Source organism: Pseudomonas sp. AL10 (assembly GCF_029960685.1).
Classification (GTDB): Bacteria; Pseudomonadota; Gammaproteobacteria; order Pseudomonadales; family Pseudomonadaceae; genus Aquipseudomonas; species Aquipseudomonas lactis.
The window spans coordinates 133,768-151,220 of sequence record NZ_JASBQZ010000010.1 but is presented as its reverse complement, the minus strand read 5'-3'; the positions used below and the strand labels follow the sequence as shown (position 1 = coordinate 151,220).

The window sequence follows — 17,453 nt, the reverse complement described above, 5'->3', positions numbered from 1 at the left end:
TATCGTAAATTGCCGCCTTTTCCGAAAAATCATTCAATGCGCTTATAACGTCCGCCGGGAGCGCATCCAGAGTCTCGGACAAAAGGGGACAGATTTATTTTCCGGAGACTCACTCGCCATATCTAAAAGGATTCGTCAAATCAAATAAATCTGTCACCTTTTTTCTGGTCCATTTTTTTACTTGAACACCCATTTAAACAATCGAAAATGATGCGAAATAAAATGACAATTTTTTATCCTCAAGCTCGCTAAATTCATAGCGCATCCTGTCAAAACCAGAATCCAGCTTATCCACATTCATATGCATCAGCTGAGTAAGTCCCCCGCCAAAATCACGGGATGCAAACTGGCTGATATCAATAAATCTGATGCGCACTATCTCAGCCCCTATTTTTTCACATGCCGAAATTGATAAAAATAAATCATAAGTCATTTCATCCATATTCAATTGAATGCTAATAGCGTGCAAACAGCTATTAGCGACGAGCAGCTCATTCAATTTTGGAACATCAATCATTATTTACCCTCGTTTCCTTGCCCTTGGGACCATAGCCAGGACCATATTCGTAGGTATGCGTATGCGGATCGGAATGATATTCCGCAGGCTTTCCTTTGTTCCCATACCCGTGATTCGTGTAATCCGTTCTTTTAACCTGCCGCCCGTATTGGTCGTACTCGATCACAGATTTTTCCAACTTCCCAGTCGCAGGGTTATACCTTTCTTGTGCTGTACTCCCTGTTCCAGGCGTGGTCTGATGCGGTTTTTTCCCCGTAAACACTTCGTCTGGAAAAGTTCCTTTCTTTTCAACGAGTTCCGGCTGTCCTGTCTTAGCAGTACCTGCTACCTCTTTTGGACCGTTAGCAAAAATTTTACTTCCAGTTTTTACGCCTAAGGACTTGACCTCCCCGAGCACAGCATCCATCAAAAACTCAGTCGCTACAACATACTTATCTCCATGCAAAAGGTTATCAGGGTCAGCTTTAGCCTCTGCATGAAATCCCCTCATGGTTTCAACGGTACGGTCAGTCAGGTTTGCAGCAAGCTCGATAGCTTTAGATTCTTTGAACTCTCTGTACTGATCCCCCGCTACCGCTTCAGCTGCTGCATGTGCGACAACACTCACTACCAGCTTCATAGGCCCCATCATGGCCTGCACGCTAAGCATCGCAGCCTGAAACTGCTCTGCGGGCAGCTTCTGGGAAAGCTTGACTATATCAACGATGCCATCGAGCGCTGCTTCACCCCCGTTACGCGGTAAGTCATCAATGAGCACGGCCGGCAGCTCGTACCCTCAGCCAGTCTTCGGCTGGGTGGGAGGTGTGGCACGGCAACTGCCATCATCCATGCAGCCCTTGATTTTCTTATCGTAAATTGCTGCCTTTTCCGAAAAATCATTCAATGCGCTTATAACATCCGCCGGGAGCGCATCCAGAGTCTCAGGGGCGATGCCCTTTCGCACCAGATTCTTCGAAATTGTCAGCGCCTGCTCATCGCCGAATTTTTTACGAATATTCGCTGAAACATCGTCAATGCTGACGCGCTGAGCCTGAATTGCACGAATTTCGCCCTTGATCTGTTCGAGCGCGCCGGCAACTGCTTCGATCTTTTTCTTTTGGTTGTCTTTGAAATTGACAACGTCTGCAACCAGATCTTTGGCGGCTTTCTCAGGATCCATCACAGCATCAATGGACGAACTACTCGCATACAAATCCGTTCGTTTTTCATCATCCTTGGTGATCTCATAGGCCTTACCCACATCCCGGTTCAACCCGGCCGTAGAGTCAGCCCCCGTCTCAGCATCCTTGCGTACAACGATTTCACCTGCCCCCACCGTGGCGCGGACAATCTGTTCACGTTCTTTCTCGTAGTTCCAACCCTCAACGCTCCAGCCGGTTTGACCTTCCTTGCCTTTTCCCGCCTGGCTGCTGTCTTGTACGGTGTTGCCTTTGCTTTCACTGCTCCCGGCTTTATAGGTGCCACCTACGTTCAGGTAGTACCCATGCTCTTTGTCTTGCCCGGCGATATCGCTGAAGCCGAGGGTGCCGGTGTCCAGTTTCAGGTTGCCGTTGTCAGCGGCGATGACGGCTCCGTCGATCTGGGTATGGTTCTCTGTTCTGATATCGACGGCATTTTTGCCGGTGATACGGGTTTGCTCTTCGACCCAGTCCGTTTTGCCTGTGGTCTTGCCAAAGCCGACCGAACCGCTGACACCGGCGCCCGGGCCGATGGTGGCCGTAACGCTGATGTCGAACTCTTTGCCCTTGACCTTGCCCGTATCGGCTATCGACGAGACCTTGAGGTCGCCGCCCACGCGCCCCACCACTTCGTCGCCTCTGAGGTTCGCTCCGCCGATGATGGTGTCTTTGCCGCTGGCGAACCCCAGACGGTCGCCGGCATAGAGGTAAGCCTCTTGTTGGCGTTGGCCTTCTCGCTCCAGGTTGCCCTTGCCCATGCTGACACTGACGTAGACGCCAATACCTTCGGAGCCAAACGTCAGGCCTGCTTCCCCGCCGCCACTGTGGCGGTTGTTTTCGCTGTTGCTGTCGTTATGCGCCGAACGAATGTTCAAATCGTTGCCGGCATTCAGCTCGATATCCCGTTGGGCTTTAGCCTGCGCTCCAATCAAGTTCAGGTCATTGCTGGCCTTGAGGTTGATATCGCGACCGGCTTCCAGCTGTGAAGCCGTAGACGAGCCTTGGGAACTCTCGCCCGTAGCCGTGCCGAAGCTACCGCCAGCGCCCAACTTGATCCCGCCACTGGTGCCGCCATGAATGCCGCCCCAACTTTGGGTGTGGGTGGTTTCTTCACTAATCCCGCCCTTGGCCACGTCCAGCGTGACGTCACGTCCTTTGATATTGATGTCACGTCCGGCGTCCAGGTGGCTTCCCTTCACCAACACATCGTTGCCAGCGTTAAGGTGCAGATCGTTACCGGCGCTTAGCGTCGAAGAGCGATTGGTCTGCTCGATAACCTGCTGGCTGTTGGTCTGCTTACTGTTGCCGAACTTCCCGTCCAGCGTCGGCCCACTGACAAACTGACTGACCGAATCAACGGCTTTGAGCGTGCTTGAGCCCTTGCTGACATTGTCCTCGCCTTTCCCTGCACCGCTGACAGCGTCCTTGGTATTAGCGTAGTTATGGTTGATCGAAACACCCAGGCCGTTGCTCTCTTTCTCGCGTATCTGCTCGGTGAGCACACTTTCACGCGCAGCATCGATATTGATATTTCTGCCCGCCGTCAGCTCGATATCATTGGCAGCGCCCACATCAGAGCCGCGCTGGTTGATATCACGCTTGGCGTTGATCGCCACATCTTGCCCGGCATTTATCTGGCTGCCGGAAGCGGTTTCGTGTTCGACACGGTTTTTCTCCGAACTGCCTTCGGTGCCGGCGAAGAGGCTGATGCCATTGCCGTTACTGGAAATGGTTGAACCCGTCTGTTTTTTCTTCTCCCACGTACGTTCGCTGCTGGTGTCTTGCGCGGCGACCACATTGACGTCGCGCCCTGCATCCAGATTGACATTGCGCCCTGCGGTGATGCCGCTGCCAACCAGGTTGATGTCGCGTTCAGCCTGCAAAGTTGCATCGCGCTCGGCGCTAACATGGCTGCCCACGCTGGTGCTGCTCTGGGCTTCACGACCGGCCTTCTTCGCAGACGAAATGGCGACTGATGTCGGCCTTTCCGTATAACCAAACTTCTTCTTGTGTTCTTCACTGCGACTATAAGCCGTGTCATTCGCAGAAATCAGGTTGATGTCACCCGTGCTATTGACCAGCCCGGAACGCAGTTCAGTGTCGTTATCGGCACTGATCTCACTGGCCCGCACCCGTACATCATTACCCGCCGCCACCACAACATCATTGCCCGCCTCCAACTCACTGCCCACTTGGCTCGCAGTGGTCTTCAACTGGCTCTTGCCACTTTTGGACAGCCCCAGGAACCCGGACTTGGTCTTCTTGCTGTAGGAGCCATGTTCCTCGACACCCGACAACACCGCGACGTCACCCGTGGCCCCCAGCAACATGTCGCCACCGGCCTTCAGCTGGCTGCCGATCACGGTGACATCACGCCCGCCATCAATGCTCATGCCGCCTTCAGTCTTCTTGGTGGCATTGATGGTCAGGTCTTTGCCGGCTTCGACGACCGAGGCCACGTTGGTGCTGTCGTAACTTTCCCGCTGCTGGCTTTTGCTACGACCGAACGAGCCTTTGCTCTTTTTCGAGTAGAACGAAGCGTCTTCATCCAGTGCCGACAGAATGCTCACATCGCGTTGTGCATCAAGGGCCACGTTGCCGCCCCCGGCAATCCGGCTGGCGGTGAGTTCGAGGTCTTTACCGGCATTGAGCGACACGTCGCCGCCGGCCGTCAGCACGCTGGAAACCTGGCTGATGTGGTCCTTGGACTGGGTGACCTTCTTGGACTTGCTGGAGGAATGCTGTTCGTCGGCGGCCGACGAAATACTCAGGTTCTCAGTCGTCGTGATGCTCAAGTCGCGCTTGGCGTCGATGCGGCTGGCAATGGCGCTGAAGTCGCGCCCTGCCGACACCTTGAGGTCACGGCCTGCCTCCACGCTGGCACCGTTTTGCGTCACGGTTTCGGTGCGCAGGCGGTTGCCCAGGTCCAAACCATTGCGTTGCTCAACGGCATCGATGTGCACATCGCGGCCAGCGACCAATGTGGTGTCACGCCCGCTTTGCAGCACGCCACCGGTATTGGCGATGTCACGGCCTGCATTCATCGTCAGGTCATTGGCAGCCTCGATGCGTGACGCGCTGTCGAGATAGTCGCGTCGCTCGGCAGTGCCGTTACCAGTACGGGTCACGGCACGCTCGTTGATCACATCCCCCTTGATCGCCGTCAGCGTGACGTCGCGTCCGGCGATGATGCCGCCGGACTTGTTGACGATGTTGTTACCCGCCAGCAGGTCGAGGCGGTTGCCGGCTTCGATCAAGCCGCTGTTGATCAGGTCATTGCCCGCTTTGGCGGACAGGTTGTTGGTGGCACGCAGGGTGCCGGCGTTCTCCAGGTTTTCGCCGGCGATCAGGTTAAGGTCATTGCCTGCGATCAATGCGCCGTTGGGTGCAAGACGATTGTCGGCCTGGGCCATGTACAGCACCGGCACCAGCACTTTTTCACCGTTCACTTCGTGCTGTTCGAGCCAGACGATGTCGTGGGTCAGCGCCGCGACCTGTTGCGAGGTCAAGGTAACGCCCACTGCCAGGCTCAGTTGCTGCTTGCTCTGGATCGCATTGTCCATCAGGTACTTGAACAGCTTTTCGTCGGTGTTCTGACCATCGATAAACCGCTGCCCTGTGCGTGCCTGCACAGCCTGCTGGATCAACCGTTGTTCATACAGCCCGTCACCCAGGCGCTTGGCACTTTCGTCCGGGTTGTAACCCAGGCCCGCGAGCAAATAGTCGGAGCTCATGAACTGCTTGAGGTCGGTGAGCACCGGGTTGGTTTCGATCAGGTATTTATGCGGCTGCGACTTAGGCGTGGTGGGCATATAGCCCTGCACGCGGTTGATGGTCTGGCTGGCGACCGGAGTGGTTTGCGCCGTCGCATTGAGCGGCTGGGCAATCACGGCTGCGATCTGGGTTGGGCTGCTGCCCGCACCTTGTGCGACGGGAATGTTCACTACCGGCTGCACGACTGGCATAACCGGCGTCACGCCTGGGATGTTCAACGTCGGCCGAGCGGGCTCGCCCGGAGTGGCGACCTGAATGTGGGTCTCCCTTTGGGCCAGCGCCAGGTCTGGCTGATCCGTAGGCCTTGTGACCTTCGCCACTGGCGGCGTTGAACCGCTAGACGGATCTTGGGCGTTGATACCGTCGCCCCGCGCGATTCCACCTGGGGTGATCTGGCTGGGCGTCCAGTCACTCCCGTTGGCCACATCGCCGGCCCCGGCAACGTTAAGTGTTCTGGTGGTGGCGGTGACACCACTGACCTGACGTGCAGTGGGGTCCACCTGACGCGTAGCTGCGCCCTGTTGAGTGACACTTTTGAAATCGAAGGTGCGCGTTTCAAGCGCCGGCTGTACATCCTGGCGTTGAGCCAGGCCGAGGGTCGCACCGCCCATGGTCCAGCTCTGTGGGCCACTGCTGGCTTGGGTGGCCTGGGTATCCTCACCCGCCCGGCTACTGAGGCGGAATAGACCGTGGGTGCCGGTGGGTAAGGTGAAGCCGCGTAGCGTTAAGGGGTTGACCTGTTGTTGGGCCAAGTCTGGTGGCAGCAGTGGCGCGAGTTGCACGACCACCGTTGTCGGGGCGCTGGCAACACCCGTGTCCTCATTGCGCGCAGCGCGCCCGGCCAAGGCGGTGAAGGATGTCTCGATGCTGTTGATCAAGGATTTGGTGGCCGTGATGTTCACGGTACCGGCTGCCTGGATGATCGCGGGTGCCAATGACGCGCCAGCGGTCGATACCAAGGTATCGCCAATCAGCCTGAAGGCTGACAACGCACTGACCGGCAGGCTTTTGGGGCCGGGTTGAGCGTTGTAGGGGTCCATGATGTTACGTTTGAAACGCCAGTAAGTACCATTGGATGATTCCATCCGCCAAGTACGGGTACGCGTTCCGGAGCCAGACGCAGCACCTTTGTTAGTCAGCGTATCAGCGGTGATATTCATGTCCGCGCCAGAAGCGATGACACTGTATTCATTGAGCACATTATTTGCGGCGACATCCATACGGCCGCCCGCCTGGATAGTCGAAGCGGCCGATGTTTTCAGAAGCTCACTTTGATAGTTCTCGGTGCCAATAAAATCGACGACAAAACTGCCCCCGCTACAGTCCCAGCAGATATTTGTAAGCGACCCGCCACTACCGGGTGCTTCTTTGGTCGAAAATTCATCCCGACGGTTAGTCAGGCTGGCAACCTTGAGGGACATGTCTCGGCTGGACTCAATGCTCCCCGATATGTTCTCCAGGCTGACCGCCTTACTCGTACCATCAAGACCGCTTACATCCAGGCGCCCTAGGCTGTAGATATCACCGTACTGGTTCGTGATGGTGTTGCTATGCAAGGTCATGTCGTTGCCGCTGAACAACAAACCATGATCGTTCAACAAGGCGGCACCGGTGACTGTCACATTTTGTGCGCCACCCAATGTCCCGTAGTTGTTCAGCGTACCTGCCGAGAGTTCGAGGTTGGTCGCAGAGGTCAGCCGTCCATAGTTGTTCAATTGACTATCAACGTTGACGTGGGTATCGCCACCGCCAGTAATTTTGGCGCTATTGCTCAGATCCAACTGACTCGCATGCAGGTTGAGCCCCCGCTGACTGGTGACTCGTCCATTACCGCTATAAGCGCCCGCGAGGTCGATATTTAAACTGCCATCACTGGCAATCAACCCATTATTCACCCAACTGCCACCCTTACCTTCCAGGTGCGTCGAAGCCAGCAACTGCCCTGTTTCGGTTTGGGTGAAGTTGTTGACGTTGACGTTCAAACGTCCTGCCTGAATAACGCTGGTATTGGTCCAGGTATCCGCGTTCAGGGTCAGGCCGCCACGGGTGACAACGGTGCCGCCGGCGCCGGTAACGTTAGGCAATGAGATGTCGAATGTGCCCTCACCCACATGCAGCAACTGCCCGCCGTTGTTTTGGAAGCTGGCGGCTGCCAGGGTCAGGTCCTGGTTGGCGGTTTCCACCGCGCCGTTGCGGTTATCGAACACACCGCCGATCTGGAACTCGGTCTTGCCCAAGCGTCCCAAGGCGCGCAATTTGCCGCCCTGGTTATCGAGGGCATTGGCGGCCACAGTCAGGTTGTTGGTGCTTTCGATCAGGCCGTTGTGGTTGGTCAGTTGGCCGTTGAGGCCGAATGCGATCTGGTCGCCGGCGATCTGCCCGGCGCTGTTATCCAGAGCGCTGCCATTGATGCGCATCAGGCCTTTGGCATACAAAGCACCCTGCTGGTTATTGAGGGTTGCAACCGTGAGCAATGCATCGCTGGTTTGCGCGCCAAGATAGCCGCCCTGGTTATCGAGCTGACTGGTATTGAGTAGCAGGCGCTGGCCCTGAATCAAGCCGCCCTTGGGGTTGCCGCTCAGGTCAGGACCGTTGCGAAGCACACCGACCACCCCGGCCTCAATGGCACCCTTGAGGCTGGCGAGCACGCCGCTGCGGTTGTCGAGGTTGCCGGCCTTGAGGTGCACGTCACCGGTCTGGCTGATGATATTGCCGCCCTGGTTATCGAGATCGCCATTGACCTCGACCCGCAGGCCATTGTGCCCCTGCAGCTTGCCTTGCGCGTTGGCCAGGCCAAAGGCGTTGATGCGCAGGTCGCCTTCCTGGCTGTAGATCAAGCCGTCAGCGTTGTTTTGAACGATGGCGCTGGCATCGATGGCCAGCGGACCTTTGGCCGCGACGGTGCCGCCTTGGCTGTTGTTCAGGCCGCCCATGGCCAATGAAAGGCGTCCCTGGCTGGCCAGTTGACCGCCGCGGTTATCCACCTCGATGGCGCGCTGGAGTAGCAACGACCCAGTGCCTGCGATCTTGCCGTTGACGTTGCCAAGGTTGCCTTGCAGGTTGAGCACCAGCTCGTCGTTACCCATCAACGAGCCACCGGTATTGAGCAGGTTGCCACCCGAGACGTTGAGGTTACGCTGGGCGGTAATGTTGCCGGCGCTGTTGTCGAGGTCGGCTGCACTCACATCCAACGTCGCACCACTGTCGATCAAGCCGCCCTGGGTGTTGTTCAGCGCGCCAAGCACGCTCACGGTCTGCTGCGCGCCGCTGGAGATCACACCGCTGGCGCTGTTATCCAGGCTGGCGGCGCTGACCGTCAATCGCCCTTGGCTGGCCAACGCGCCTTCGCCACTGTTGAGCAAGCGCCCACCGAGGCGCACATAGAGGTCGCCGTTGCGACTGGACAGCGTGCCTTTGTCGCGGTTATCCAACTGAGTGCCGATCAGGTTGAGGCCCTGCCAACCCGAGATCAGGCCGCCGCGGTTGACCACGTCGCCTGCGTTCAGTGTGAGTAATTGCTGGCTGATAAGCGTGCCGGCGCTGTTGTCCAGGTTGCGTCCCGTCAAGCTCAGGGCATTTTGACTGGACAGTTCGCCGCCCTGGTTTTGCAGGTCGCGCATGCGTTGCAAGGTCAGCGGGCCTTTGGCGAAGATCAGGCCTTTGCGGTTATCCAGATCACCGTTTGCCAGGTCCACGCTCAGGCGCTGCTCACCTATCAACCTGCCGCCACGCAAGGCCATGGAAGTGAGTGTGAGGTCCATGTCCCCCTTGGCCGATACCTCGCCGCCGTCACTGGCGTCTAAACGCTGCGCATTAAGCTCCAGGCCGCCCTGGCTGTTGATCAGGCCTTTGGCACTGTTGTCCACGGCCAACGCCTTGAGCGTCAGGGCGCTGGTACCCAGCAGGCTGCCGCCCTGGTTATTGAAGTTGCCCGCATTGACTGTCAATGCTTGCGCGGCGTTGATCAAACCTTGTTGCCCGTTGCTCAGCAGCCCGGTGCTGGTCAATTCAAGGCCGCCACGGCTGGTAAGCGTGCCGCCACTGTTGTCGACCGCGGCCGCTTGCGCACTCAGGCTTGCACCTGCAACCAAACCCTTGATGTTAGTGAGTACCTGGTCGATACGCAGCGTCAGGCCCTGGTTGCTGAGAAGGCGGCCACTGCTGTTATCCAGGTTGCGCGCCGCGATAGTGAATGCCTGGCCACTGGAAATTTCACCGGCCTGGTTGTTCACACCGTTGAGCTGGCTCAGCACCAGCGGGCCGGACGCATTGATCAGGCCTTGCTGGTTGTTGAGTTGGCCGTGGTTCAGGTCCAAAGTAAGTCCGGCATTGCTGAACAGCTTGCCGCCTTGTTGGTCGAGCCCATTCACGCTGGCCGTCAGGGCCTGGGCGCTGCCGATGCTGCCAGCGCTGTTGTTCAGCAACCCAGCCTTCAGCGCCAGCGTGTCGCCGCTGATCAGACGACCGCCGGTGTTATCCAACGCGCCGGTTGTGACCCCGACCGCGCCTTTGCCACTGAGCACGCCGTTCTGATTGCCGAGGCTGGCGCTACGCAGTTGCAGGCTACTGTCAGTCACGAGTTCACCGCCCTCGTTGTCCAGCGCCCCTGTCAGACCCAGCGCCAACCCCTGGGCACTGGACACTCGGCCCTGACGGTTGACCAGGCTGACGGCGTTGGCGCCCAAGCGTCCTTCGCTGTTGATCACGCCCTGGCTGTTATTCAGCTCGCCTTTGAGCTCAAGTTGCAGTAGCTGTTGGGCGAGCAGCTTGCCATTGCTGTTGTCCAGGTTCTGAGCGCTCAGCATCAGCCGCTGTGTGTTGAGCTGGCCTTGGTTGCGATTCAGCAGTTGGGTGAGCGCAAGGTTCAATGATTGCCCGGCCAATACACGACCCGCATCACTGTTATCCAGGGTTTGCCCGGTGACGGTCAGGTCGGCGTTGGTCGACAGTTCGCCACCACGGTTGTCGATGTGATCGACCCGCAGTTCCAGCGTTTTATCGGCGCCCACCAGGCCTTTGCGGTTGTCCAGGGACGCAGCGCGTATATCCACTGCTGTAGTGCTGATGAGTTGACCGCCGCGGTTATCGACCTGATCGACATCAGCAGTCACCAAGGCCTTGCCCGATACATCACCGCCACGGTTGTCGAGCCGAGCGGACGACAGCCCCATGGCACCGTCGGCAATCAGCGTGCCGCGCTGGTTATCCAGCGCCTGGGTGGCAGAGACTTGCATGACGCCACGACTGTTGAGCAGCCCATCCGTGTTGTCCAGGCGGGCACTGTTGGCGTTGAGCGAGGCGGCGCTGATCGCACCTTTGGCGTTGCCCAAGGCGTCTTGAATCTGCAGGGTCAGGCCTTGGTTACTGATCAGCTTGCCGCCGCCGTTATCCAGGTTGCGAGCCGCCAGCGTGAAAGCTTGCTGGCTGGAAATTTCGCCACGCTGGTTGTTCACCTCGGCCAGGTTTTTCAGCATCAGCAACGGGCTATTGATCAGGCCGCCCACGTTGCTCAATTGGCCGTGGTTGAGGTCCAGATCGAGCTGCGTGTTGCTGAACAGCTCACCGCCCTGCTGATTCAGGCCGGTGAGGATGGCGGTCAGGTTTTTGCTGCTGGCGATACGTCCACTGTTGTCCACCTGGGTGGCTGCCAGATCCAGGCGATCGGCGCTGGTGATACGGCCATTGTTGTTCAGCGTCCCGGTGGCCAGGGTCAGCTCACCACGGCTGTTGAGCAGGCCTTTGGGGCCGTTGTCCAGGCTTGCGCTGGTCAGGTCAAGGCTGGCATCGGTCTCGATGATGCCGCCCTGGTTGGTGATAGCACCGCTGGCAGCCAGTATGAGTGCGTGCGCCGAAGAGATTACACCCGCGTTGTTGTTGAGCGTCGTGCCGGCCAGTTGCAGGGTGCCCTCGCTGCTGATTGTGCCCAGCTGGTTATCCAGCCGGCCATCCAGTTCAGTGCCGGGAACGGCCACCAGCGACATGCTCAGCGATTGCTGGCCCGCAAAAGTGCCTTGGCCGTTATCCAGGCGCGCGCCGTTGAAGCGGTTGTCCCGGGCGAATACCAACCCTTGGGCCTGGTTGATCACATGGGCCACGGCCAGTTCCAATGCGGTACCGGCGATCAGTTTGCCCGCGCTGTTATCCAGGCGCTGCGCCTTGAAGTCGATACTGCTGCGGCTGGAAATCTCGCCCGCACGGTTATCAACGGCGTCGACCGTGAGTTTCAGCGCTTTTGTGGCGCCTACCAGGCCGCCCTCGCGATTGTCCAGGGAGGTCCCGCTAAGGCTCAGCTCATCCTGGGCGACCAACTCACCGCCTTGTTGGGCCAGTACACCGATAGTTGCCTGCAGATCCGCCTGGCTGGCGATGCGGCCAGCCGCGTTTTCTACAGTGTCGGCCGTCAGCCGCAGGGGCCCCACGGCACTGACCAAGCCCTTCTGGTTGCGCAACTGTTGCCCCGCGAAGCCCAAGGCCGCCTTGCTGCTGAGCGAACCGTGTTGGTTGTCCAACTCACCCACATTGAGTTGAAGGTCCTTCTGGGAAAGGATCACGCCTGAGCGGTTGTCGACAGTCGCACTGTGCAGCGTCAACAGGTCCTGCCCGGTCAGTTGCCCTTCGCGGTTATCCAAACGACCGGCACGCAGTTCCATCGCGCCCTTGGCCAGCACCTGCCCTTTGGCCTGATTGTCGAGTAACCCATCAATCGTGGCCTTGAGTTGGCCGTCGCTGCCCAATTTGCCGGCCTGGCGGTTATCCAGACTAGCGGCGTGCACGTTCAACGAGGTGCCGGCCCCGAGTGTGCCGGCCTGATTATTCAGTGCGCCCTTGACCTTCACGTCCAGGCTGATATCACCGAGCACTTGCCCGGCAGTGTTACTCAAACCGGCCGCATTCAGCTGCGTATGGCCTGCGCTGACGATTTCGCCCTGGTCGTTAAGCAGGTCCGCATTGACCGCCAGGCGCGCATCCAGAGCGCTGCTGATCTTGCCTTCGCTGTTGTCCAGGCGCGCGGCATCGAGCTCGACACCGGCGGCTGAAATCAGCCCTTTGACATTAAGCAGCGCCTGTTCGATTTTGACGGTCAAGCCTTGGTCGCTGAGTACGTTGCCGCCGCTGTTGTCCAGGGTGTCGGCACGCAAGGCAAAGGCCTTGGCGCTGGAGATTTCACCGTTACGGTTGTCGACGCTTTTGAGGTTTTTGAGCAACAACTGCCCTGGCGCGTTGATAAAGCCATCGGCGTTATTCAAGTGCCCCTGGTTCATGTCCAGGGTCAGTTCGCTGTTGCTGTAAAACTCACCGGCTCCACGCTGGTCAAGGCTGGTGAGGCTGGCGTTAAGCGCCTGGTCACTGGCAATGCGGCCCTCGAAGCGGTTGTCTACGTCGGTCGCTGTCAGGTTGAGGCGATCAGCGCTGGTGACACGGCCTTGATGTTGGTTAAGCAATACGCCTGTGGTCAGTTGCAGCGCACCGTCAGCAACAATGCGCCCCTGGCTGTTGTCGACACTGTCCGCCTTCACCGTCGCCGTATCAGCGCTGAGCACCTCGCCGTTCTGATTGGCAAGGCCATTGGCGGCGCTCAACAGTAACGCCCCGCCGCTGCTGATACGCCCGCCGTTGTTACCCAGGCTGGCGCCGCGCAGTTGCAAGGCGGCGTCGCTGCGCATGACGCCTTGGCTGTTGTCAGCCTGTTCGGCCAGGGTTATATCGAGGTTGCGCTTGGCATAGACACTGCCTTGGGCGCTGTTGTCCAGGCTGGCTGCCTTGAGGTTGACATCCTGTTGCGCAGAAATCAGGCCCTTGAGCTGGTTGTTCAGCCTGTCGAGCGTCAACTGCAGCGTGCTATTGGCCAGTACGCGACCGGCATTGCTGTTGTCCAGTTCGCGGCCCGTCATCGTCAGTTCGGTAACGCTGGAAACTTCACCCCCTCGGTTGTCCACTTTGCCAATGGACAGGTTCATGGCCTGGCCCGAGTTGAGCAGCCCGGCCTGACGGTTATCCAGCTCCTCACCCTTGACCCGCAACTGCCCGACCGAGGTGATGCTGCCACCGCGGTTATCCACACTCCCCACCACCAGCTGCGCGTCCCCCTTGCTGGTCAGGCGGCCCTTGGACTGGTTGTCCAGGCTGGCGGCATTGACCATCAGCATCTGACCGGCAGCTAGCGTGCCTTTGTCATTGTTGACCGCGCCGTGGCTGGTCAAGGTCAAGCGGTTATCGCCCTGGATGCGCCCCTGACTGTTGTTCAGCGCAGCCACTTCGACTGTCGAGTGCTGACCCAGTAATTCACCGTTGCGGTTGTCCAGCACACCTTCTACGCCGAGGTTCAGGTCGGAAACGGCACTCAACTTGCCACCCTGGTTGCCCAGGCTTGCGCTGCTCACCTGCAAGGCCGCGGCAGAAATCAAGCCGCGTGTGTTGTCCAGCGCTTGGGCAATACGCAAGGTCAGGGCTTGCTGGCTGAGTACCTTGCCGTCCGCTGTGTTCAAGGCGGTTGCCGCCAGCTCAAACGCGTGGGCGCTGGAAATTTCACCGCCCTGGTTATCAACGCTGCCCAGTTGCTTGAGCAGCAATTGCCCCGGCGCGTTGATCAAACCACCGTTATTGTTGAGGTGACCACCTTGCATATCCAGGCTTACATCGGCTTGGCTTGCGACATGCCCGTTACGGCTGTTGTCCAGTGCGGTAACCGTCATACCCAACCGGGTCGCGCTGCTAAGGCGCCCGCCCTGGTTGCTCAGCTTGCCGGTCGTGATCTTCAGGTCGCTGGCACTGGATAGTGTTGCGTCATCATTGGTTAAACCGGAGGCATTGATGGTCAAACGATCATCGCTGCGCAGTGTGCCTTGGGCGTTGTTCAACTGGCCGCCGAGGGCCACACCCAATTGACCTTTGGCATACAGACTACCGCCTGCACTGTTATCCAACCCTTGCCCCGTGAGCAGTACCTGCTGAGCGGCAATGCGACCCTTGAGCGAGTTGTTCAGGTCGGTGGCATTGACCTGCATATCAGTGCCGGCACTCATAAGCCCCGCTTGGTTGAGCAGGCTGCCCGCAATACCTGCCGTCAGTGCACCGTCGCTGGTCAAGTTACCTGTGCGGTTATCCAGACTGGCGCTGTTGAGCGTCACGCTGTGCCCAGCGGCCAACGTGCCGGCCTGGTTGCTGACCGCGCCGCCCGCTTGGAGCAGCAACGTCGAATCACCCTGCACCAGGCCCTGGTCGTTATTGAGCGTCCCAACGCCAAGCACAAGGTGTTTGCCCAGAACCTTTGCACTGCGGTTATCGAGTTCGCCATCGACTTGCAAGTTGACGCTATCCACCGCAGCGAGTCGACCGGACTGGTTAATCAGTGTCCCAGCCCGTACATCCAAGGCCTTTGCGGTCAACGCACCTTGGGTGTTGTCCAGGGCGCGGGCAATGCGCACACTCAAGGCTTGCTCGCTGAGCAACTTGCCGGCGCTGTTATTGAGTTGATCCGCATTCAGATCGAAGGCTTGGGCGCTGGAGATTTCGCCGCCCTGGTTATCGACGCTGTTAAGTTGGGTCAGCAACAACTGGCCTGGGGAGTTGATCAAGCCACCCTGGTTGTTAAGGTGACCCCGATTGAGGTTCAGGCTCAAATCGCCTTGGCTGAAGAGTTGGCCGCCATTGCTGTTGTCCAGGCCTCCCACGGTCAACTGTGCGCCTGCGTCGGCACTGAAACTTCCGCTTTGATTGGCAAGCAAACCACCCACCCGGGCGTTAAGCCGATCACGGCTGTGAACTCGACCGCGTTGGTCGTTGATCAAACTGGCAACGTCAATATCCAGGCCGCTGGCTGTAATCAGCCCTGCACCGTTGTTGAGCGTCTGTACGATCTTCAGGCCCAAGGCCTGGTCGCTGAGCAGTTTGCCAGCGCGGTTGTCCAGGCTGTTGGCGGTGAGCGTGAACCCGTGAGCGCTGGAAATTTCGCCGCTGCGGTTGTCGACGCTATTGAGATTATTCAACGTCAGTTGGCCAGCGGCGTTGATCAAGCCCCCGTCGCGGTTGTCGAGGTGGCCGTTGCCCAGGTCCAGGACTGCATCGCTATTGCTGTAAAGGCGCCCCTGTTCATGCTGGTCGAGGCGGGTGACACGGGCAGTGAGGGCCTTGGCACTGGAAATGGATCCTCCTTGGCTGTTGATCACCGGGCCGGCCGTCAGCTCGAGGGTGCCACCGCTGGAGAGCACGCCATGTTGCTGGTTGTTGAAGTTGCCGGCGTTGACCTGTGCAGCGGCACCCGATTCGATGCGGCCCTGCTGTTGATTATCCAACGTGCCGGCAATATTCAGCCCAAGGTCGCCCTGGCTGGTCAGGATGCCTGACTGGCTATTGTCCAGTTGCCCCGCGTTGACCTGCACCATCTGCCCGGCCACCAGACGACCACTTTGATTGTTCACCGCCGCGCTGGCAGTCAAGCGCAGCGCCTGGCCCGCAGATATCAGGCCAGCGACGTTGTCCAGGCTGTCGACCTGCAAGGTGACGTCAGCAAGGCTTGAGAGCTCGCCCTTGCGATTGACCAACCGCCCGATGCGGCCGCTGAGCCCGCGGTCGCCCACCACCAGGCCTGCGTCAGCATTAAGCAACCGGGCGGCATTCACCTCAATGCCTGCGGCGCTCAATACGCGGCCTTGCTGTTGGTTATCCAGTGTTTCGGTCGCCACCTTCAGCTGGTTATGCGCGCTAAGGGTGCCGCTGCGGTTGTCGACAGTGCCATCCACATTGACGGTCAGGTCACGACTGGCGATGACGGTCTTGCCGTTGTTATTCAACTGGGCGGCAGTGACGTGGATATCGCCCTGAGCGTTGCGCGTCTGATCAGCATTGACGCCCGCTTCGATGACGCCGTTGTTGGTCAACACCCCACCGCTTTGCAGCGCCACGCGATCACGCGCAGCCAGGCTTTTTTGATTGAGCAAGTCGCCTTGCGTCTTCATCTCAAGCACGCTGCCCGCCGCGACCACGCCCTGGGCTTCCACGCTGCGGGCCTTCACGTTAATGGTGCCGGCCGCTGTTGTCTGGCCCATGACCACGTGGCCACCGGCATCGATCTGAATATCACCGCCGGCGACCATGTCCCCCGACAACTTCACGCCGACACCCGCCTCGGTCCCCACCAGTTTGACTGCGCCCACATACATGCCGCCCAGCGCCGACGAGTCAATCGCCAGATCCGGCGCCTGGCTGCCATCCGCTGCCCGCGCAGTAGCATTCAAGGTGCGTGCATCTACATCATTACGCCCGGCGACGACGGTGAGTTTTTTCGCCTGGATCTGCGCATTGATGGTGGTGGCGCGGGTGATGATTTCGAACTGATCGACGTTGCTGGCGTTCAGGCCGGCGCCTTCGATAGCCACACTGCCCTGGTCCACTTGGTAACGATTGATCTGGCCGTTTTCAATCACGGCTTTACCGGTGGTGAGCGTCGCTTGCGGGGTGTTGATAAAGCCGCAACCGTTACAGCTGATGCCATACGGGTTGGCGACGATCACATGGGCCGATTGCCCGGCCACTTCGGTGTAGCCGCGCAGTTGGCTGGGGCTGCCGCCGTTGACTTCGTTGAGAATGATATTGGCCGCTGTGCCGCGCAAGTTCGGGTTGCCGACGATGATGCCGCCCAGTTGCGTGGACTGAGTACGGTCGGTGGCGTTGTTGAGGATGACCCCGTTGGCGCCGACGTTGTAGTCATGAAATTGGTTGTGCGAGAGGCCGTTGGCATTCGGCGTGGCGATGTTGACGATGGGCACGCCATTGCCTGCTTGCCCGAGCGTCGTACCGGGGGCATTCACCACAATGCCGTCTGCCTGGGCCAGCAACGGGTGCCAGAACATGGCGTTGGCCAGAATCAATGCCAATCCACGTTTAGGCAGCCCCAGGAAATGGGAGCGGCTTTTTACGGCAGCAGAAGGCTGGCGCGCGAGGAATGCGTACTGGCGAACGTCCATGTCATGTCTCGAAGCCCGAAG

General features: G+C 58.9%; 3 protein-coding genes. All 3 read right to left on the bottom strand.

Features of this window, described 5'->3' with window-relative positions:
- Window positions 1-193 precede the first annotated feature (193 nt).
- From QK296_RS13240 to QK296_RS13230, 3 genes are read right to left on the bottom strand one after another with little or no spacing between them, the layout of a single operon-like run.
- A complete protein-coding gene (locus QK296_RS13240; protein ID WP_244641830.1) occupies window positions 194-517 on the bottom strand; it encodes a hypothetical protein in 324 nt (107 codons plus the stop codon).
- Window positions 510-1,274, bottom strand: coding sequence for a hypothetical protein (locus tag QK296_RS13235; protein ID WP_282391025.1), 765 nt, complete (start codon window positions 1,272-1,274; stop codon window positions 510-512). Before QK296_RS13235 ends, QK296_RS13240 begins: the two co-directional genes overlap by 8 nt.
- A gap of 18 nt (window positions 1,275-1,292) precedes the next feature.
- A complete protein-coding gene (locus QK296_RS13230; protein WP_282391024.1) occupies window positions 1,293-17,432 on the bottom strand; it encodes a hemagglutinin repeat-containing protein in 16,140 nt (5,379 codons plus the stop codon).
- Window positions 17,433-17,453 lie beyond the last annotated feature (21 nt).